Source organism: Dokdonia sp. PRO95, from assembly GCF_000355805.1.
Lineage (GTDB): Bacteria > Bacteroidota > Bacteroidia > Flavobacteriales > Flavobacteriaceae > Dokdonia.
Genome location: NZ_CM001837.1, coordinates 2990517 through 3011862, shown reverse-complemented (window position 1 = coordinate 3011862; position 21346 = coordinate 2990517). Strand labels below are relative to the sequence as shown.

The window sequence follows — 21346 nt, the reverse complement described above, 5'->3', positions numbered from 1 at the left end:
CTCAACAACTTATTATCTTATATAACTAGTAGTCCCGCTTCTCGCAGACTTAGCATCGCCTTAGAATACCAGAATAACTCAAAATTTTCTTGCGTTTCCTCATACGAAGTTTTGAGAGCGGCGTAAGTCGGTAATTTATCTTGATGTGGACTCGCCATTTCTAGCATGTCGATTAGCCAAAGTGCATCTTGAGTATCTACCGTAATTTGTGTAGTTCCTGTTTGATCTTGAAACGTAAGCTCTGTTAGTTCGCGTTTTTTCTTCTTAAATGTCTTTTGCATAGGAGGAAAGCCCAGCCACAGTATTCTAGAGGTAGATTTTGTATTAAATTGTAATTCGTCTTGAAGACTATCCTCTATCACATGTGGATGAATCGTTGTGCGAGGAACCTCAAAGTCAAACCATTCTTGCAAGCCCTCATCAAATCCAATCCCATGCATGTAGTTGAAGAGAGATTTCTTGAGACCGTAGCTGAATTTGCTATGGTCTATTCCAGTTTTATCACTAAAGTCTACATCATTGTTTGCAAAGGTAATCTCGTTATAATGTGGAGTTACTCCGTAGCTCTCCGGGTCTTTGCCTACAGGGCTGTGCGTGGTAAGGGCAAATTGATGCCAGAAGCCAGATTGTATAATGCCCAGCTCAAAAAGCTGGCGTACCATCTCAAGACTATCTATCGTTTCTTGCTCCGTTTGAGTAGGATATCCATACATCAAGTAGGAGTGCACCATAATATCTGCTTCGGTAAAATTGAGTGTAACTTGAGCAACTTGTGCAACAGTCACTCCTTTATCAATAAGCTTCAATAGTCTATCTGAAGCGACTTCTAGTCCGCCAGAAACGGCAATACAACCAGAGGCTTTGAGAAGTCTACATAAATCTTTAGTAAAGTTTTTCTCAAACCTGATGTTTGTCCACCAGGTGACAACTAGCTTTCGCTTGATGATTTCAAGCGCAAGCGCTTTCATCAACGCTGGTGGTGCCGCTTCATCTACAAAGTGGAAACCAGTTTCTCCTGTTTGCTCAATCAGTATTTCCATACGATCTACCAGAATACTCGCAGCGATGGGCTCGTAGATTTTTATATAATCTAACGAAATATCACAAAAGGTACATTTTCCCCAATAGCAACCATGCGCCATGGTAAGCTTATTCCAGCGACCATCACTCCACAAACTGTGCATAGGGTTTGCAATCTCAATCACAGAGACATACTGATCAAGCAATAAATCTGAATAATCTGGAGTTCCTAAGTACGCCTGTTTATAGTCTTGACGGAGCGTATTATTTTTATAAGTAACCTCACCATTTTCAAGAATGAATGTGCGCTTATAGGTAGGGTTTTCCACGTTTTGCACAACATCTTCCACGAGAAGTTCTACTGGGAGTTCTCCATCATCTAGCGTGATATAATCTACAAATTCAAAGACTCTCGTGTCTGTTAATTCTCGTAGTTCTGTGTTAGGAAAACCACCTCCCATAGCTACTTTGACTGTTGGGTAGTGTTCTTTAATCCACTGCCCACATCTAAAAGCGCTGTATAAATTTCCAGGGAATGGAACGGAGAGTAACACTAGTTTTGGTACGCTTTCGCGAAAGCGTGCTTCTAAAATATCAATAGTAATCTCATCTACAATAGTGAGGTCATCTTGTAGCGAGGTGTATAACTCATCAAAAGAGTTTGCGCTTTGACCTAAACGCTCTGCATAGCGACTAAATCCAAAATTAGGATCAATACATTCCACAATAAAATCTGAGAGATCTTCTAGAAAGAGAGTAGCAAGATGCTTTGCTTTGTCTTGCATTCCCATCTCGCCAAAAGCCCACTCCATATCATCTAGCTGATCAAATCGAGAAGCACGTGGTAAGAAGTTGCCGGTGCATATTTGTCTTGCAAGGGTTTGATTTTTTCCTTGTAAGAAGGACATTACGTCATCAAGTAGCTTAACATAGGTATCTCGCATTGCATAGATACGCCTACAATTATCTGAAACAATCGTGTCATGCTCGCGAGCAATCTCAAAAAGCCTTGTAAATTCCTTTGCCGAAAATAGTTGCAAAATAACCTCTATACCAAGATCCATCTGGAATGATGAGATGTCTTTAGTATTTAAAAACCCTTTAATGTATGCCGTAGCAGGATAAGGGGTATTGAGTTGCGTAAATGGCGGAGTGATGAGTAAAATATCTTTCAAAAAGAATGCTTTTTCTAACGGGGCATAAAGATAATTGAATTACTCCACACTATTGATATAGGCAGTGGGACACTTTAAAAGGAAGCCGACTTATTGCGGATTTCTTTCCATGTATTTTTTGAGCATTCCGTTGGTCTTTTTTTGAATCGAGTTGCGCATAAATCCTGACCATCCTAATAAAACTCCTGGCATGCCAAGTGCTTGTTTAGTCCAGCTATACATGTCGAAAGTATCGTGATGTTCTATGATTTTACCATCCTTAAATGTAAAGTTTGCAGTCACATGATTTACTACGGGACGTTTTTTGGGTCCGTACGGATAGCGGGCTGTCCACTGCGCGCTTCCAGTGGTGGCTGTGGTTTCAATGTTACTATTGCTCACTTTATTAGCTCCTTTTCCACGCTCGATAAGCATGTGCCACATAGCTTTTGCTTCTTTGCCATGTAAGGTTCCAAACGCTGGATCAGAAAAAATAATGTCATCGTGATAACAGGCTGTCATCCCTGCAGCATCTCCATTAGTAAACGCTTTGTAAAATGTTGCAATAAGAGTATTGTGGTTCATGAGGTTCATTTTTAGCTTCAACTAGATGGTATGGCAATTATTGAAGTAGTAGCATAGTTGTATAAAAAAGATGGGTACACTTTCGCGAAAGTGTACCCATTATTTTAATTAATCCATTCCTCCTTTGCGGGTAGGAGATCTAGGTGTAGGCCATTCTCTAGGCTCTCCAGAACGACGATCTATAGGTAATACCGCTCGCTCACGAGAAGTAAACTCTGGGTCTTCACTAGCCATATAGGTTAATATTGCTGTAAGAATTACGTTGTTACGTATATCGTCAAAAACTATTTTATCATAAGTGTCACGGTTAGTATGCCATGTGTAGTTCCAGTATGACCAGTTAAGGCTACTTAAGCTAAAACCTGGCGCACCAGCTGCTTGAAAGGAGGCATAATCAGATCCTCCGCGTGCGGGAGCACCTGGAAACGTAGTCTCAATTTCATTTGAAATTTCATTTGGCACTGCATTAAGCCATCTACTAAGATAATCGTAGCTTCTTAAGAATCCGCCACCATTAAGGCGTACTACACGTCCAGTACCGTTATCTTGATTAAAAGATGCCTGCACCTTTGCTACAATCTCTGGATGGTCTTCTACAAATGCTCTTGATCCGTTAAGACCTTGCTCTTCACTTCCCCAGTGACCTACAAGAATAGTACGCTTTGGGTTAGGGTAAATTTTCTTTAAAATACGCATAGCTTCCATCATAACTAGCGTTCCTGTACCGTTGTCTGTTGCTCCTGTACCACCATCCCAAGAATCAAAATGTGCTGAGAGTATCACATACTCCTCTGGTTTTTCGGTTCCTTTTATTTCTGCAATAGTGTTAAAAGTAGGTACAACTCCAAGCTCTTTTGAAATGGCTGTAATATTGATTTTAGGTGTGTGACCAGACTCAGCAAGTCGGTATAACATTCCATAATCTTCAAGCTCTAAATCTACAGTTGGGATTTTCTTCGTGCGGGCACTAAAGATTTTATTCACACCAAAACCTCTAGACCAGTTTGAAGTAACAATCCCAACAGCACCAGCATTTTCTAGTGCTTCTGGTAGACCTCTACTCGTAAATCCTGTGCGTTGTATGTTATCATTCCATAGGTTAGAAAGTGAGTCGCGTTGTCTTTTCATTTTGGCAAAAGACTTTTCGGTTGCAAACTCCTCCCAGTTATAATCTGGTCGTCCCGTGATTTGTGGTTTGGACAGGAGTACAATTTTCCCTTTTACGTTCTTAAGCCACTTTGTAAAATCCTTAGCATCTTTTACCGTAGGTAAGGTAATTACCTCTGCAGTAACTCCTTCTTTTGATGTGCTAGGATTCCATGCGAGTTGTGTACCGCGTAGACTTTGTACACGTGGTTCTAGCATATCTATGTGTGAGATACCACGTTCCCAGCCGCGCCATTCTCCGTACTGCTCATTTCTAGCGTCAATTCCCCAAGATTTGTATTGAGCTACTGCCCAGTCATTGGCAGCCTGCATTTGTGGCGTTCCTACAAGTCTAGGTCCTAATACGTCTGTAATCTCGTGTGCTAGCGTTTCTAGCTGTGAGTTTGTGGTGGCTTCTTTAATAAGCGCTTGAACGGTTGGGTTGTCCTTTTGGGCAAATAGCGAGGTGCTTAAAAGAAGACCTAGCGCTAGTGTGCTGTATTTTAATTTCATTTGGATTGGTTTTTAAGATGGTAGAAGTTACGAATGCATTTTAAATTAAGAGCAAGATGACTCACAATAAAGTGCTTACATGCTTGTTAATTAAAATTATTCGGAGTTTTGTAATCAACTAGTTATTAGCAATGACTGTTTCTACACCATTAGAAACATGAGTAATCGTAAAAGAGTAGTCAGTGAGATTTGCTTTTAAGGTGGCTGTATCATCGTCCTGTTTCCAACTAATTTCCAGCTGACTAGTATCTTCAATTTCTATGGTCATTGTTCCAGAAAAAGCAGCAGCGGTGTTACGTAAACGCAGTAATTCTAGTTGTTTTAAGACCACAGGTTTTTCAAGTCCGCGCTCAATATCTTCCTGTGTTAATGTAGTGCGGTTAATTTCTTTATGACCTCCGGTTCCAGCAGCGTCTGCCGCCTCATAATCATTCTTTCCTGCAAAAAGGTCTAAGTACCAAACCTGGGGGATTCCAGGCATAAATATTTGTAATGCACGAGCAAGCAAGAGCTTGCGATCATCTTCGCCCAGGGCGCTGTAAAACGTAGCATTTACTTGGTAGTAGGAGATTTTGTTTCCTTCGGGATCATAGATATTCTTGACACGTCCACCACGACTTAAAATCGTTTCAATGATATGTTCAATTTCAGTGTCTTTTAGGAGTCCTGGATGGTTATTTCCTTGTGCATCTGTGATTCCTTTCAGGTCGAGTACGGGTATCCCGTCGTGACAACCTAGCATGTTTACGGTTTTATAACCTTTGGCAATCACTTCTTTTGCCCATGACAAAAGAGCGCTAGCGCTTCCAGTTTCAATGGTGTGAATAACAAGTCCAGGGAAAAAGAAATCATAGATTTGATATCCTTCAGAAGCAACTTCGTCGTGTAGGCCTAAACCGTATTCTGAGTGAATCTCAGGAAGTAAGGTAAGATCATATTTTTGAGCAATCTGGTTGATACGCTCTAGGTACGTCCAGGTTCCAGGTTTATTGAAAAAGTTGGTTTGTCCCACTTCCTTATGTAAGTAAGCAAAGGCATCAAGGCGTAATATTTTACATCCAAAATCGGCTACTTTTTTAAGTGTTTCATCATAAAAATCCCAAACCATTTCAGAATTTCCATTTACATCCATTTGCCCAAGATAAGAGCGTTGTTGCTCAATGATCTTTAAAAGCTCAGGGATGTGAGGTGTTACGCTTTCGCGAAAGCGTACTTCAGAAATATCATACCCACCAGCAATGGCATTATTTATAAGTGCCACCGTATCCTTTTTATCCTCGGTTGATAGTTCGCTTAAAGTTTTTAAATCCTCAATGGTTATTTCATGATACGTAATTTGCTGATAAAATGTGTTCCAGTACGGGCGTTCTGTACCATCTGGAAACATCACTTTGAGCACTGGTAAGCCAGGCTTGCGCATGAATAACTTATCTAGGTACTCTTTTTTGGGAACAGCTACACCATTGTTGTAGGCATCTGCTTTACCTTCCCAAAAGGTATTCCAGTCAATAAAAAAGTCTTTATAAATAGAGTTGTCACCGTTTTCTAGCATGTCTTTAAACTGTGGTGAGCCTACAGAAAGATGGTTAAGCACAATGTCAAACTTAAGCATGACATCTAGCTTTTTAAGCGCATCAAGATCCTCTTGACTAACCAAATCTGAATTTATATTATAGTCTATAATGGAGAAACCGCGGTCTAGATCACTGTTAAAAAAAGTAGGTAGTACATAAAACAAGGAGAAGACATCCTTAAGTTCTGGACGCTGCAATAAGGTAACAGTATCGTGTAGCTTTTTACCTATGCTATCTGGATAAGCATTAAGCATTACACCATTGGGAATCTTAGACTTCATAAACACGGATTAATTGTGAAATCTAAAAATAGCGAAATTGATAGAAGAAAACACTTTTATCAACCGCTTCGTCTAAAATTATTGTGCTTTACGCTGCGCAGCGATAATCTCGCCAACGGCTTGCCTATATTTTACGGGATTTCCTGCTTTTTTGATAGCCTTATACACCTTATGCGGATTGTGAGTAGACTGAGAGAAAAACTCCCAGAAACCTAGCATTTTCATCTTGATAGGCGTAGGACCAGATAATGCCGCATCATACTGCTCGTAAATCGTATCGTGAAAAGCTCTAAAAGTTTCCCAGCGCTTAGCAGGATACTCTGTCGTATCTGCTTTAATCATACTTGGTAAAAACGGATCTGCAATGAGACCTCTACCTATCATAAAATGCTTGATAGAAGGAAAGCGCTCGCGCATTTTTCTAAACTGCTCAACACTTGTGATATCACCGTTGTAGTACAACGTATGTTTTGCCACGTCTATACATTTCTGAAACCCTTCTAGATCAACACCGCCTTTATAGAGCTGTTTACCAAGCCTAGCATGAATAGCCACATTTTTAAGCGGATATTTATCGAGTACTTTAAAAGATTCTAAAATCTCATTTGGACTCTCATAACCTAGGCGCATTTTCATAGAGATGGTCACATTAGACTCGCTATGTGCACGATCAAGAATATGATCTATTTTTTCTGTGTTACAGATAAGTCCAGAACCCATTCCGCTTTTTGTAACCATCGGGTAGGGGCAACCTAAATTCCAGTTGAGCTCTGTGTAGCCCAGTGACTCAATATATTTAATCACAAACATAAACTCATCTGCACTTGCCGTCATCACCTGTGGGATTACCTCAAGTGTCGTGTTTACTGCAGGATCAAGGTCGCGTTGATAAGATCCCTTTATCTTCATCTTCCCATTGAGACGTATGTATGGCGCATAGTAAGTGTCTATGCCACCAAAAAATTGCTGTTGCGCATTACGGAATCTAAAGTCTGTAAAGCCTTGTAAAGGCGAGGAAAGAAGAGTAAAGGACATTGAATCTATTTGGCAGCAAAGATAAATTTAAAAAGCATGGTATGTCTTATGTTTTTTACGGTTTGCGAAGTTAGTGTGGGACGAGTTTGTCAAGAACGTACCTTTCTAAAACAAACCTTTTGTCATCTTCACATATTATGACTAGCTTCGGATGGTGATTCTAGCACCATCCATCCCAGAAATTCAAAAACATATTGATCATTATTGGATACTCAATGATGCAGGAATATTATCACTCGGAAGTCCGTTTATGTATGCCTATCCTGGCATTACTCCAGATATGATTATTGTATTAGAAGGGCATTACACGATGACTTACATGGGAAAAATTTATCATTCTGATGCGAGTAGGCTTTTTAGCTTTATCCACGATCAGGTTTATCTTGATTTATCTGCTCTTAAGCGGTGTATAATTGTGAAGTTTAAGTCACGTGGTCTCTCATCCTTACGTCCATTTTTACGAGCAGATGCGCAAACAATTATGCGTGACTCTGTGGCGTGTCTAGATGATGTTTTTGGCGTTGCAATTAATAACTTCATTAGCTATTTAGACACACTTCAAGCACCCCAAGTCGTTACTGCGCTAGATGAGTGGTTCCTCGAGCAGTATAATAAACAAGCAGAAGGTTTTGTGGTAGAAATGGCACAAGAAATAAGCAGCACTTTTGATATGAAAACCATCATGGATGCTACGGGATATTCATATAGCACTATGGAGCGTCATTTTAAAAAAGACACAGGGCTTACTCCTAAGCGGTTCCAGTCGTTGCAACGTTATAAACTTGCTTTACGAGAGTTATACATCACTCGTAATAGCGACTGGCAGCATTATGTAGTCAAATATGGGTATTATGATCAGTCGCATTTTATTAAAGATATTAAGCGCTATACCTACCTCACACCAGGGCAATTGTTAAAAACCGCTGCCTTTATAAAAGTGCGACCTATGTAATTGTGACGAATTTTTACAATGGACGTTTTCGCGAAAGCGTCATCTTTACCAAAAATAAAAACAATGAAATTCAGATACTTTTATATTGCTCTTTGTGCTTTACTTACAAGCTGCGGAACTTCTCAAAAAGCTGTTGATTATGATGCAAATCCAGCTATTAATCTTCAGCGTATTTTAGATGAAGAGACAGGAGAGAAGTTGGCTCACTCTACGGGTTTATCACTCACCGTAATTTCGCCTAAGCTTGATATTGACTTTACAGGTGCAGCGGGCTTTGATAGTTTAGAAAAGGATAGAAAACTTGATGCGGCACAACCTTTTAGGATTGCAAGTCTTACAAAAGTCTTTGTAGCGATTGCTATTATGCGCTTGCGCGAAAATGGCCAACTAGCATTAGACGATGCTATCACACAATACATTAGTCAAGAGCATATTGAGATACTAAGAAAAGGCGGTTATCATCCAGATGCAATTACGATACGTCAATGTTTAATTCACTCTAGTGGCCTTTATGATTATGCCGAAGGTGGTCCAGAATATATTGAGGTAGCTTCAAAAACACCCTCAAGACGATGGACGAGAACAGAACAAATCCAGTTTGCGATGGATTATGGCAAGCCACATGCAGCAGCAGGAATAGAGCAGCATTATAGCGATACGGGATATATATTACTAGGTGAGATTATAGAAAAACTCACTAATACAGGACTAGCCGAAGGCTTACGAAGTCTTTTAAAGTTGGATAAAATTGGGATGAACGCCACCTGGCTTGAAACCTTAGAACCTAGCCCAGAAGGATTATTACCGTCTGTAAAAAGGTACGTGGGACCGCTTGATGCGTCAGAGTGGGATGCCTCTGTAGATTTATATGGTGGTGGCGGTCTGGTTTCTACCACAAGAGATTTAGCGATGTTTCTACAAGCGCTTTTTGACGGTAAGATTTATGAGCATGAAGATAGTCTTGCCGTAATGCTTCTACAAAAGGATTATGATGCTGCGGGAAAGCAATTACCTATACAGCGACTAGGTTTTAGGAGTATACAAGGAAAGAAAAACGATATCGTAGCCTATACTCATTCTGGTTTTTGGGGTACACTTTTTATTCATTTCCCGGAGTATCAGTGTAGCATCGCAATTAACGACACTAACGATGCAGATAGTGAAGCTTTGCAACGTGTAATTAATTATATGCTCTGGTTAGGTAAGCAGTCATAAATTGTAATGTATACTAAAAGTTCCCTGCTTTTTTACGCTTCCCGAAGTGAATTCGGGACAAGTTCTGCGAAATGAATTCAGGAAGAGTTTCGCGAAAGCTTATTTCCTTAAAGACGAGGCTTTATCATTACGTAGCGAAAATCGATAAAACAAAAACGAAGCACCTAAGCCAACTGCCGAAAACGCAGCGAGTAACCAAAACACAGCCTCGTGACCCGCACGACCAGGCATCCCGTCTAAAAAGTAGCCAATCATAGGTCCTGCAAAAATATCTGGTGTGTAGCCTATAAATGAAATAATGCCTACAGCAGTACCTGTGAGATACAACGGAATATTTCCTTCCTTCATCACGGCAAAATACAGCACACGCGCAGCATACACACCTACGGCTGTGATAATGATAGAGAGAAAAAATAGGATAGTAGTTCCTTCATGAAGCACTCCCGAAGCAAATAGTATGGCGCCAAGAACAGACAGCACAAAACCTATCATCAAGTATACAGACGCTCTAGATCTATCTGCTAGAAAACCAATTACCACGCCTACTACGGGACGAATAAAGAGTAAGAAAGTTCCCGTTTTGGCAGCGCCTACCTCATTGTATCCCATTACTACATTTGCGTATAGCGAGAAGATATCTGTGATTTTGTAGCCCACATATGCACAAAGTATAATGACCATAAGCAAGCTTACAGAGGGTAATAGCATTACTTGTTTTATGGTGTTTACGGTTATTTTTTCTCGATTGATTTCCTCAGCTGCTACATCACTTTTGAGAAAGAAGAATACGAGAACTCCAATAATTGCTACAATAGCAGAAGAGTAATAGATTACAGAAGTAAACGCCTCCGCTTGCTGTTCTGGTGATAGTTCGCTTCCATTTTCTGGAGCAAACAGCGAAAAAATAAGCACACCCAACGCTCCAAAAAGCGCACCTACAAGGCCGCGACCGCCATCTAGAAAGCCGAAGGCTTTCCCTTGGCTTTTTTCACCACCCCAAACACGCGTAGCTTTAATCATCGCTGCCCAAAACAAGAAAATCGTCGTAAAACCCCAAAAGCCATACAGCACTTGCAAAGTGACAAGCGAGGGACTATTTGCATATACCAGTCCGCCCAAGGCGGTGAGTACAAGTGCCACACCCATTAACTTACGAGGAGGAAACCTATCTGCCAGCGGACCGCCAAAAAGATAAGACACTAGCGCTACCAGACCATAAATAGAAAAGCAAAAACCAAGCTCTGTGTTGTTTATCTCAAATACATCAAGCACCGTCGCTCTAAAAACCCTAGCCAATACAAATGGTAATATAAAAACCGCCTCTCCCGCTAGTATGAGTAATACAATATAAGTAACAGAATGTTTTTGCGGTTTGGCGTCCATAGGTTGAGTGGTGGAGGTGTTTTACTCAAAGATATGGTTTTGGTGGGGATGGATTTTTTAACTGTTCTAAATTTGAATGAGGCACAAACTTCAAAAATTTATTTATTGGTTGTTTCTGCGGCCATGTGAAGTTGTATCTCCTCCAATTTATAATTAGGTAATTTATTAATTGAAGTAAAAATTTTCTTCAGTTCTTTTTGTTCGTTTTCTTTAGAAAGAGAACTCTTTAAATTAAAAGGGAGCACACTTAAGATAAGTTCCCCTTCATAAATAAAATCGTCAAGTGGTTTTTGAAAATTCGGATTGGAAGGGTAGAGTAATACAAGTTTAGGTTCTGTTGCAAATCCGTTTTTTAAATCATATTTTTTCCCGTAGGCATATAGCTGGTACATATCTGATTGAGAAATATTATAGTTTTTTTTCTCCTTTGATTCATCCAACAATTTCCATTTAGTATCAAATATTATCTGTTCATTATATTTCTCATTAGTTGCAACAATATCAGGGTTTAACCTAAACTTATTTTTGTTTATGTGACTTGAAACCAAATAATATGACCTATCTTGAGTTTTTATTTCATGGCCTTCGGCATATGTTTTCATTAAGTAGCCAACATAATCTTCAAAAATTCTTTCCATAGGAAATAGAATAGCCATATTCTTAGAGTTACCGCTAAAGTTTGTAAACGATTTGTTCATTAAAAAAACTTCAGACCATGAGATAGCTTGCTTGTAATTTAAAAATAGGCGATTGCTACCACTGACTTTTCTGAAATCCGATATCAAGTCCATTGATTCTTTTATTGGATCAAAATGATGCAATAATTGAAGGATACTTGTCCTGTTGTAATGTGATTTTGAAATTCTATTCAGTTTTAATAACGTTGATTTAATCAATTGGTTATAAACCATATTATTAGAAAACTCGTCAAATGCACAATAAAACTTCGCTTTATTTGAATGATTATGTTTTATGTTTATTGAATTTACAATCTTACCTTTCAGGAAGTTTAAATTTTCCTGCTGATCAACATATTGAGATTTAAGACCGCCTCTTATTATCTTTTTTATCTCCTTTATGTAATTCTCAATAAATACTTCTAATAAAGGAAAACTAGATGATGTTTTGAGATGTGCTGAACTGATATTTAGAAATGGTGAATTCTTTAATTTACTTAACATCTTTAGAAATACCTTTTTGGTGTCAATCAATTCAGTATTGTAATCCTCATCTGAATAATCGAAAAATATTTTAGGTAAAATTTCCAAAGTAAGACCCTTTGAAGTTTCAATTACGCCAACATAGTTTTTTGTTTTAATTTGACGTTTTTTTCCTTTAGAATAGATTGAGAACATACGTTCTCCCTCTTTCTTTTCCTCTTGATTTTGCATAATAAACTCAAAGAGGTCATTGAAAAGTTCTTTTGGTAGGTAAAGCTCTTTTAAAGATTTAAAAGATGATTCTATGTCATAATCTTCTTTAGATCTAATAACACCATATTCCGATATTTCGTAATTTTTTCTCACTAATTCGATTTCTTAGTATAAACAGATTTGAAAAGCTTTATTAGGTCTTCTGATTTACCTTTAATAGTTCCATCTTCTTTTAGTCCTAATAAATCATCATTTAATTCAAAAATTATTTTTTCGTCATAACCCTCTACAGCTTCATCTTTACCGAATAAGCTTTTTTGCTGGGAGGTTTTTTTATTAAAGAATTTATTGTCACTTTTAGATTTCCAATCTTTATTCTCACCAAGAACCAGTTGAATTTTTTCAAAATCACCATAGAAATACTCAGTCAATAATGGGATGATTTCATTTTTAAATATTAACGATAGAGCCTCAATAGTTTGATTTTCTTTTATTTTAAGAAAATATGAATGACCAATCGTATGGTCTTTGTCAATTAAGAATTCAATTCTAGAATTGATTGTCTCAAAAAGTTTTTCAACCTCAATACCTTCTATTGATATATTGTCTTTTACGACTGTTGAATTTGGTAACATCTCTGTAAATGAAAACCTTCTCCTTAAAGCTGAATCTAGTAAAGAAATAGATTTATCAGCAGTATTCATTGTACCTAAAATGTAAAGGTTTTTAGGTACACCAAATAGCTTTTTACTGTATGGAAGAGTAACCTCTTTTGGGTGTTCTTTTTCATTGCCTGAAAATAGCCTTTTTGAAGGTTCAATAAGTGTAATTAGTTCTCCGAAAATTTTAGAAATATTACCTCTGTTAATTTCATCAATTATTATTACATAATTATGATTTGGATAGTTTTTAGCATTATCAGAAATCTCTTTAAAGACACCTTTTTCTAAAGAATAAGTTAGTTCATCTGAATCCATTTTTGGTCTGATCCCCTCTATAAATTCTTCATATGAGTACGATTGATGGAATGTTATAAATTTTACTCGCCCATGTTCAACTGCATTTTCATAACTGATAAAATCGCCAAATAATTCAGGGTAATTATTTTCCCAGTTTTCAATAATTTTGTCAACTAATTCAAGGCCATTTTCACTAAGATGATATGTGTTCTTCCCTGTACTATCTAGAATATAATTATCTACTATACCTAAACCTCTCAGAGATCTTCCAATTTGACCAATCCATTTGATATCAGCATTATCATCTTCAATATCAATATATGCAGAAGCTTCTTCTCTATCTGATGCCTCTTTCTTTTTATACTCTGTTTCAGATCTAAGAAAATTGTTTAACGCTAAATTGAGAACGCAATAAATAACTTTCATTTGATTAGTAAAATTGTCCTTTTCAATTTCACTAATAGCACTGAAGTAGGATTCTCTAACAATGTCTGGAGCATCTTGATTCCAGTTTTTCAAATCTTCAAATGTTAGATTGTTTTCATTTAAGAATTCAACTAAATCATTTTTTAATTCAATACCTCTTTCATTTAGATTGACTTCAGTAGACTTTCTCCAATCGTCTACAAAACCAAATTGTGTAAGATATTGTGAATATTGTGCCCATGAGGATGGAGATGGATCCATACCGTTAGCAATTGCCTCATTATTTATAATCGAATTGGTTGCATTATGTGGTGGTTCTAATAAGTAACCATACATCCATAATATAGCTCGTTCATTTCGATATAAGGAATTTGCTTTTATTTCTAAACCGCTGATATTTCTAACAGATTCACAAATTCGATGAAACTTTTCTTCTCTGGTATTTGCTGAAGAATTATTCTCTGAGTTAATAATTTTCTCTGCTTCCGAAGAAATATTATAAGTTTTTCCAGTACCTGGAGGTCCATAAAAAATTTGATTTAAAGGTGTTTTCATATCATTTGTATTTTTAGTATCAGGATTTTCTTCTACTTCAATATCATCATCATTAAGCCAAAGTTGTTTTACATTTTCTGAATAAAGTATACTACAATAAACTGTGGTACGATTTTTCTCGTTCGAAACTTCAATATCATAAGGTTCAAAAAATGAGATTAAATCATGAATTATGTTTTCGGGCTCGTACGTTTTATGTAGTAGCTTTATTGAAAACTTTTCTCTATGATTCTCACTCAACATTGTTAACCCATTTTCCGGATCTTTTAGGTAAAGAAGCGCATTTTTAATGCTGGGTGTGAGTTTCGACAAGTCATTGTCTTCAATTTTATAACTAAGAAGTTTATCAAGCCAATCATTCATTCGAACACCAGCTTTACCTAGCGTTCTGTTGTCATCATATTGATTGTAAAATTTCTTATTAGCGGCATGGAGGTCGCAATAACTAACAACTTCTCCCAACAATGTAAGTAGCTGATACTTGTCACTTTCTTTATCTAAAGATTCAACAAAATTTGTGAAGGTTAAACCAGAATCATTAAATTGATTTAATAGAAGGGTAATTTCTTCCCTAGTTAAACCAGCATAGTTTTCAAACTCAATTAATTTATCTGATCCTTTTTGATACCTGAATTCCTCAATGTCACATAGCTCTTTGATATATTCTGTTTCAATGGTATCAAGGATTTCTTTTAATAAGCCTGAATTTGATTCTGACAAAATTTTATCTTTAGTCTCATTATATGATCTTCCTGTTTCTTGCTTAAAGTAATCTTTAGCTTTTTCGGTTACATTTGCTTTAGCTCTCGATTCTATCGTGATCTTCAGTGCATCTATAACTTGATTGTTTTCAAAAAACATCTTAACCGCACTTATTCGGTTACCAAGTGTAGTTATGTTAGTCCATTGTGCCTTAGCCGTTATTAATGAGTCGAGTTTGTCTCTCTCAATATTTCCTTGGGAAAATTCTTTAATTTCAGTATAGTTATCAATAAAGAACTCTTTCCCACAAGAAATTAGATCACGTTTTAATTTTTCTAAACTCATTTAAGATATGATTTAATTTTTTCGGCAAGCACTTTTGCTAAAAGTGGAGGCACAGCATTTCCAACTTGCTTATATTGACTTCCCTTCGTTCCCAAAAACTCAAAAGAGTCTGGGAAACTTTGTATTCGTGCAGATTCACGAGCCGTAGGAATTCTATTGGCTTCATAGTGGAAATAATTTCTATGACCGGTATCTATAGTATTAGAAGGTAATGCACTATTCATCCTTTGAAAAGCTTTGTTGTATTTTCTTATTTCCCAGTATTTTGGAGGTAAAGATTTAATGTTTCCCCCATCAGGTACCATTGAGATTACATTAGTAGTTTGTTCGTTGTGGATTGTTACCTCGTGATTTTTTATTGTTTTCTTCCCATTGCGCATCAATTTCTGATACTCATTTTTTGAAGGTATACTATATTTTTGAATTGCTTCTTCGTTAGATTGAATAAGGTCCATAATCGCCTCTTTCGTAGAAACTTTATACCCGAATTTCTCGGGGAATTCAAATTTACCTTCTAATAAACCTACAAAGAAAACTCGTTGTCTATTTTGTGGGACACCGTAATCCGAAGCGTTTAAAATTTTATAAGAGACATTGTATCCAATGCTTCCAAACCTTTCTATTATGTCTTCAACAAAAGCACCTTTGTTGGCGGACACTAATCCTCTAACATTTTCAATCAAAAAGAATTTGGGTCTTACAATATTTACCGTCCTAAAAAACTCAAGATATAAATGGTTTCTACTTTCGTTGATTTTACCAATTTTTTCTGTCGCGTTGGACAATCTGGCGGTACTAAAACCTTGACATGGTGGTCCTCCAATTATTCCATCGATTTTATGCTCCTTTAAAATGTTAGGAAGCAATTCATCATTGAATTGAGTAACGTCCATTGAAATGCCAACCTTTTCCTTTCGATTGTGGTTATACGTTTTGATTGCATCATTCCAAAAGTCGATTGCTACAACGGGCTTAAAACCATTCCATTCAAATCCTTGGCTTAATCCTCCAACTCCAGAAAAAAGATCTATAATTTTCATAATTTATTTTAAATATTTTTTTAATGCATCAGCAACTGCTTTCGCTAATAATGGAGGCACAGCATTACCAACTTGACGATATTGACTTGTTCTGCTACCTTCTAAAATAAAATCGTCTTTAAAACTTTGAATTCTGGCTGCTTCTCTTACTGTTGGTATACGATTGTATAAAGGGTGAAAATAATTACTGTGTGCATTACCTGTGTCAATAGTTACAGAACATGCATTCTCATCTAATCTTTTGAAGGCAGAAGAATGTCTGTTGCTTCTATTGTTAGGAAAGAGTTCAGTTGGTATGTCTGCCCAATTTCCTCCTTGAGGTACATGACTTATTCTTTCTTGTGTTAATTGAGCAGGATACTTGGTTTCATGGTTGTAGATTTCCTGATTTTCTTTTCTTAAATATTGTAAATATTTATTTTTAGGTTGAGTAGTTAATTTATCTTTAGGATTTTTATCTAAATCATATAATTCACCAATAGCCTCCTTAACGGTAACTTTTGGTTTTGATTTTAACTGCTCAAAATCAAAAGTTTCTTTATAATCTTTTCTTATTGCGACAAAAAAAGCTCTCAATCTATTCTGTGGAACTCCATAATCAGATGCATTTAACACCTTACAATCAACAGTGTACCCAAGGTTTGTAAGTAGTTTTTCAATTCTATTTTTTGCAAACCCTTTATCTCTTGTTAATATTCCTCTCACATTTTCAATTACAACTGCTTTAGGTTTAAGAAGTTCTACAAACCTTAAGTATTCAAAAAATAGTTTATTTCGTGGATCTTCATTTTCTTTATTCCATCTATTAGCAGATGAAAAACCTTGACAGGGTGGGCCACCTACAACAATGTCAATTTTCCTATCTCCAAAATCCTCTATGATTTTTTCATCACTATATTCCAACAAACTTTCACAAATAGCTTTTGATTTTGGGAAGTTTCTTTGAAAAGTTTTGATAGAATCAGGGTCAATATCAACACCTCCACTAATGGTGTATCCAGCTAATTTAAATCCTAAGCTAATTCCACCACATCCGGAAAATAAGTCTAATACATTCATTTAATTTCTCTTTCTATTAGTAATTCTTTTGCTTCAACATTCAATATTTTAGCAATTTTATATAAATCTTCAATACTCGGTTGTCTTCTGTTTTGCACATAAGAATTTACCATATTATAACTTTTTCCTAATTGTTCGGATAACCAAATTTGTTTTATCCCTTTTTTTTCTAAAACCTCTTTTATTCGGTTCATTTTTTGAGTTTCAATAGATTTATCTAAAGTATATTTAGGCTGAATTAAATGATATTTTATTATATCATTTAGTGAGCATAAAAATAGTTATTAATGCTAAGATTACATTGTAAGATTAAAGAATATTCTTACTCATTAAGACACAAAAAAACCACCCAATTCCTCGGGTGGTTTTTAGTTTGTTACACTTTCGCGAAAGCGTATTTATAAGAAATCAATAGCGCAGCGTACTACTCAATGGTAAGGACAAGGTCATTTTGTGAGACCATATTGCCGTCGCTTACGGTAATAGATGCTACGCGGCCGTCTTTTGAGGCTACTACGGTGGTTTCCATCTTCATGGCTTCTATGATAAACAGTGGGTCGTTTTCCTTTACCTCTTGCCCTTTTTTAACAAGCACTTTATAGAGTGATCCTTGTAGGGGAGCACCTATCTGGTTGCTGTCTTCTGGGTCTACTTTAAGATTTTCTACTTTCTTAATGTTGAGAGAGGTGTCGTGCACTTCGACAAAGCGGTTTTCACCGTTTACTTTAAAGAACACGGTGCGCATTCCTTCATCACTAGGTATCCCAATAGAAAGTAACTTGATAATGACTGTTTTACCAGGCTCTAGCTCAATGAGAATCTCTTCTCCTAGCGCCATACCGTAAAAGAAATTCTTAGTAGGTACGAGGGCTAGATTGCCATACTTCTTGTAATTTTCATGCGCTTGCTCAAACACCTTAGGGTAGAGCATGTATGATAAGAAGTCTTCCATCTCTAGAGGACGTGTAAACCCTTTTTGGAATCTGGCCGTAAAGGTTTCATATTCCTTGTCAAAATCTACAGGAGCCAGATGAGCGTTGGGGCGGTCTGTATAGGCGTCTTTATTCTTTAAGATGATAGCCTGTAATTTTTTAGGGAATCCGCCTACGGGCTGCCCTAAATCGCCTTTAAAGAAATTAATCACAGATTCTGGGAAGGAAATCATGTCGCCACGTTCCATCACATCTTCTGGCGTTAGGTTATTAGTCACCATAAATATCGCCATATCACCCACTACTTTTGAACTAGGTGTTACTTTGACTAGGTTTCCAAACATACTATTTACGGCAGCATACATCTTTTTAACTTCAGCAAATCGATCACCAAGACCTAGCGCCGTTGCTTGTGGTCTAAGGTTAGAATACTGCCCTCCAGGAATCTCATGTTTAAAAACCTCTGCGGTTCCTGCCTTGAGTCCAGACTCAAAAGGGTAGTAGAGTTCGCGCGTGTCTTCCCAGAAATTTGAAAACTGATTGAGTTTTTCCATCTCAAAAGGGTGCTCACGTTCTTGATATTTCATCATCTCCACCACCGCATTAAAGTTAGGTTGAGACGTAAGTCCTGATAGTCCGCCTAGGGCTACATCAACCACATCTACATTTGCCTCAATGGCTTTGAGATAGGTAGCCGTTTGTAATGACGAGGTATCATGCGTGTGTAAATGTATCGGTAAGTTTACGGTGTCTTTAAGCGCTGTTACCAGTTCTGTTGCGGCATACGGTTTTAAGAGTCCTGCCATGTCTTTTATGGCAATCATATGCGCTCCTGCGTTTTCAAGATCTTTTGCGAGCTGGGTATAATACTTAAGATCATACTTAGTTTGCTTTACATCAAGAATATCTCCGGTGTAGCTTATCGCACCCTCGGCAATACCTCCTGTGAGGTTACGCACGTACTGGATGCTAGGCTCCATGGCTTTTACCCAGTTAAGGGAATCGAAAATTCTAAAAATATCTACACCATTCTCCCAAGATTTTTCGACAAATTTCTCTATCAAGTTATCTGGATATGCCTTGTATCCTACACCATTTGATCCTCTCAAGAGCATTTGGAAAAGAATATTAGGCACCGCTTTACGCAGTTCGCGCAGGCGTGTCCACGGGCTTTCGTGCAAGAAACGCAAGCAAACATCAAAGGTTGCACCTCCCCAAACTTCCATACTAAAAGTGTTAGGGTGATTTTTTGCAAAACTAGATGCTACCTTAAGCATGTCATACGAACGCATGCGTGTAGCCAGTAGGGACTGGTGAGCATCACGCATGGTCGTATCTGTAAAATGTATCTTTTTTTCTGCCATGAGCCATTTACAGAACTCCTCTGGACCTAACTCTGTGAGTAAGTCTTTGGTCCCTTTCGGGAAAGGGTCTGAGAGGCTGTATAATGGGGTTTCTGGTGTTCTAAAAATCTTAGAGTCGTCCTTTTTCTTTACGTCAGAATTTCCATTCACACTAACTTCTGCAAGAAACTGAACCACTTTTGAAGTTCTGTCTTGTGATAGCTTGATGTCAAAGAGGGAAGGAGTATTCTGTATAAAGTTTACGGTAGTTTTTCCGTTTTTAAAGGTATCTGTCTGGATGACATTTTGCAGAAAATGAATGTTAGTCTCTACACCACGTATTCTAAATTCTTTTAATGCTCTAACCATCTTACGAATAGAGCCATCAAGCGTTCTACCATGTGCAGAAACCTTAACTAGCATAGAATCAAAAAACGGACTCACTTTATACCCTTGGTAAATACTTCCCGCATCAAGACGAATTCCCATACCAGAAGCACTACGGTAGGTAGTAATTTTCCCATAATCTGGCGTAAAGTTATTTACAGGATCTTCGGTAGTAAGGCGGCACTGTATCGCAAAACCATAAGTACCAATGGATTCTTGACCGTAAATCTTAATCTGCTTGTCTGATAGGTTATAACCTCCAGCGACAAATATCTGTGTTTTTACGAGATCGATGCCTGTTACCATCTCAGTAACCGTGTGCTCCACTTGAATACGTGGATTTACCTCAATGAAGTAAATATTATCATCTGCATCTACCAAAAACTCAACAGTACCAATATTGTTGTAGTTTACTTCGGTAGCAATGGCTACGGCATATTTGTATAGATTATCGCATAGTGTTTGTGATAGCCCATAAGAAGGAGCCATCTCTACCACCTTCTGGTGTCTACGTTGTACAGAGCAATCACGCTCATACAAGTGTCTGATGTTGCCGTGGGAGTCTGCTACAATCTGTACTTCTATGTGCTTAGGGTCTTCTACGTATTTCTCAAGAAACATGGTATCATCACCAAAGGAGTTAAGCGCCTCATTACGTGCCGAGTCAAAACTAAGCTGTAAATCTTCTTCTTTGCGGATGATGCGCATCCCGCGACCACCACCACCAGAGGCGGCTTTAAGCATTACTGGATAGCCAATTTTTGTAGCTTCAGAAAGTGCAATATCAAGGGTGTCTAGCGCAATTTTATTACTTTCTATTATAGGTACATTACACTTTTGTGCTACTTTTTTTGCAGTGATTTTATCACCTAGTGCGTCCATCACCTCAGGTTTAGGACCTATAAAAATAATGCCGTTTTCGGCGCATTTTCTAGCAAAGGTGGAGTTTTCAGACAAGAAACCGTATCCGGGGTGAATGGCATCTACATTTTTTGATTTGGCTAAGTCAATAATCTGATCCATATCAAGGTAGGGCTTGAGTGGCTCATTATTCTTGCCTATTTGGTAAGACTCATCTGCTTTATTGCGATGTTGTGAGTATCTGTCCTCGTAGGTATAAATCGCAACTGTAGCGATATTAAGTTCGGTACAGGCACGCAGTACTCTAATGGCAATTTCCCCGCGATTGGCGACAAGGACTTTTTTAATTTTCATTGTATAAGATAGGTTGTTGTGTTACGAAATCGTTGTAGTAGTAGGGTACAAAAAAAGCCACTTCAATAGGAGAAGTGGCTTTGATAAAATTAAATTTTCGCGCAAGCGAACATAAACACTTTTAAGTCATTTTCAATACGTAATCTATTACA

Annotated in this window: 14 protein-coding genes; 2 read left to right on the top strand and 12 right to left on the bottom strand. The window is 37.5% G+C overall.

Annotated features, from left to right (window positions below):
* Positions 1-17: 17 nt before the first annotated feature.
* From D017_RS13515 to D017_RS13495, 5 genes are all read right to left on the bottom strand, one after another.
* A complete protein-coding gene (locus D017_RS13515; protein ID WP_035337200.1) occupies positions 18-2195 on the bottom strand; it encodes a radical SAM protein in 2178 nt (725 codons plus the stop codon).
* 90 nt (positions 2196-2285) lie between these two features.
* Positions 2286-2759: a nuclear transport factor 2 family protein gene (locus D017_RS13510; RefSeq protein ID WP_035337198.1), complete on the bottom strand. Its 474-nt coding sequence runs from the start codon at positions 2757-2759 to the stop codon at positions 2286-2288.
* A gap of 108 nt (positions 2760-2867) precedes the next feature.
* On the bottom strand, positions 2868-4418 hold the full coding sequence (locus D017_RS13505; protein WP_035337196.1) for a M20/M25/M40 family metallo-hydrolase: 1551 nt from the start codon (positions 4416-4418) through the stop codon (positions 2868-2870).
* Between the two features lie 118 nt (positions 4419-4536).
* A complete protein-coding gene (locus D017_RS13500; protein ID WP_035337194.1) occupies positions 4537-6273 on the bottom strand; it encodes a glycosidase in 1737 nt (578 codons plus the stop codon).
* A 78-nt stretch (positions 6274-6351) separates the two neighbouring features.
* A complete protein-coding gene (locus tag D017_RS13495) occupies positions 6352-7308 on the bottom strand; it encodes a tRNA-dihydrouridine synthase family protein (RefSeq protein ID WP_035337193.1) in 957 nt (318 codons plus the stop codon).
* 151 nt (positions 7309-7459) lie between these two features.
* Here D017_RS13495 and D017_RS13490 point away from each other — a divergent pair, with 151 nt between their 5' ends.
* The gene (locus D017_RS13490) at positions 7460-8260 is read left to right on the top strand and encodes a helix-turn-helix domain-containing protein (protein ID WP_035337191.1); all 801 of its coding nucleotides are present in this window, start codon (positions 7460-7462) and stop codon (positions 8258-8260) included.
* A 63-nt stretch (positions 8261-8323) separates the two neighbouring features.
* Positions 8324-9475 (top strand): serine hydrolase domain-containing protein, encoded by a 1152-nt coding sequence (locus D017_RS13485; protein WP_051583918.1) that lies wholly within the window; start codon positions 8324-8326, stop codon positions 9473-9475.
* A gap of 99 nt (positions 9476-9574) precedes the next feature.
* Here D017_RS13485 and D017_RS13480 read toward each other — a convergent pair whose 3' ends face one another.
* The 7 genes from D017_RS13480 to D017_RS13450 all read right to left on the bottom strand — a co-directional run bounded on the left by D017_RS13480 (position 9575) and on the right by D017_RS13450 (position 21194).
* Entirely contained in the window at positions 9575-10858 is a 1284-nt protein-coding gene (locus tag D017_RS13480; protein WP_035337189.1) for an MFS transporter, read from the bottom strand.
* A 98-nt stretch (positions 10859-10956) separates the two neighbouring features.
* Entirely contained in the window at positions 10957-12384 is a 1428-nt protein-coding gene (locus D017_RS13475) for an McrC family protein (RefSeq protein WP_051583917.1), read from the bottom strand.
* On the bottom strand, positions 12384-15218 hold the full coding sequence (locus D017_RS15495; protein WP_051583916.1) for an AAA family ATPase: 2835 nt from the start codon (positions 15216-15218) through the stop codon (positions 12384-12386). Before D017_RS15495 ends, D017_RS13475 begins: the two co-directional genes overlap by 1 nt.
* A complete protein-coding gene (locus D017_RS13465) occupies positions 15215-16258 on the bottom strand; it encodes a DNA cytosine methyltransferase (protein ID WP_035337187.1) in 1044 nt (347 codons plus the stop codon). The genes D017_RS15495 and D017_RS13465 overlap by 4 nt, the downstream gene beginning before the upstream one ends.
* A gap of 3 nt (positions 16259-16261) precedes the next feature.
* Positions 16262-17317 carry a DNA cytosine methyltransferase gene (locus tag D017_RS13460; protein ID WP_035337185.1) on the bottom strand — a complete coding sequence of 352 codons (1056 nt, stop codon included), beginning with the start codon at positions 17315-17317 and terminating at the stop codon, positions 16262-16264.
* The gene (locus D017_RS13455) at positions 17314-17511 is read right to left on the bottom strand and encodes a helix-turn-helix transcriptional regulator (RefSeq protein ID WP_035337184.1); all 198 of its coding nucleotides are present in this window, start codon (positions 17509-17511) and stop codon (positions 17314-17316) included. Before D017_RS13455 ends, D017_RS13460 begins: the two co-directional genes overlap by 4 nt.
* Positions 17512-17741: 230 nt before the next feature.
* Positions 17742-21194 carry a pyruvate carboxylase gene (locus D017_RS13450; protein ID WP_035337183.1) on the bottom strand — a complete coding sequence of 1151 codons (3453 nt, stop codon included), beginning with the start codon at positions 21192-21194 and terminating at the stop codon, positions 17742-17744.
* Positions 21195-21346 lie beyond the last annotated feature (152 nt).

What these genes read in the sequence shown, in the direction of transcription:
- D017_RS13510 (WP_035337198.1), bottom strand. Translation starts at nt 2,759, where the DNA reads ATGAACCACAATACTCTTATTGCAACATTTTACAAAGCGTTTACTAAT.
- D017_RS13500 (WP_035337194.1), bottom strand. Translation starts at nt 6,273, where the DNA reads ATGAAGTCTAAGATTCCCAATGGTGTAATGCTTAATGCTTATCCAGAT.
- D017_RS15495 (WP_051583916.1), bottom strand. Translation starts at nt 15,218, where the DNA reads ATGAGTTTAGAAAAATTAAAACGTGATCTAATTTCTTGTGGGAAAGAG.
- D017_RS13450 (WP_035337183.1), bottom strand. Translation starts at nt 21,194, where the DNA reads ATGAAAATTAAAAAAGTCCTTGTCGCCAATCGCGGGGAAATTGCCATT.
- D017_RS13485 (WP_051583918.1), top strand. Translation starts at nt 8,324, where the DNA reads ATGAAATTCAGATACTTTTATATTGCTCTTTGTGCTTTACTTACAAGC.
- D017_RS13460 (WP_035337185.1), bottom strand. Translation starts at nt 17,317, where the DNA reads ATGAATGTATTAGACTTATTTTCCGGATGTGGTGGAATTAGCTTAGGA.
- D017_RS13505 (WP_035337196.1), bottom strand. Translation starts at nt 4,418, where the DNA reads ATGAAATTAAAATACAGCACACTAGCGCTAGGTCTTCTTTTAAGCACC.
- D017_RS13490 (WP_035337191.1), top strand. Translation starts at nt 7,460, where the DNA reads ATGGTGATTCTAGCACCATCCATCCCAGAAATTCAAAAACATATTGAT.
- D017_RS13495 (WP_035337193.1), bottom strand. Translation starts at nt 7,308, where the DNA reads ATGTCCTTTACTCTTCTTTCCTCGCCTTTACAAGGCTTTACAGACTTT.
- D017_RS13480 (WP_035337189.1), bottom strand. Translation starts at nt 10,858, where the DNA reads ATGGACGCCAAACCGCAAAAACATTCTGTTACTTATATTGTATTACTC.
- D017_RS13455 (WP_035337184.1), bottom strand. Translation starts at nt 17,511, where the DNA reads ATGAACCGAATAAAAGAGGTTTTAGAAAAAAAAGGGATAAAACAAATT.
- D017_RS13465 (WP_035337187.1), bottom strand. Translation starts at nt 16,258, where the DNA reads ATGAAAATTATAGATCTTTTTTCTGGAGTTGGAGGATTAAGCCAAGGA.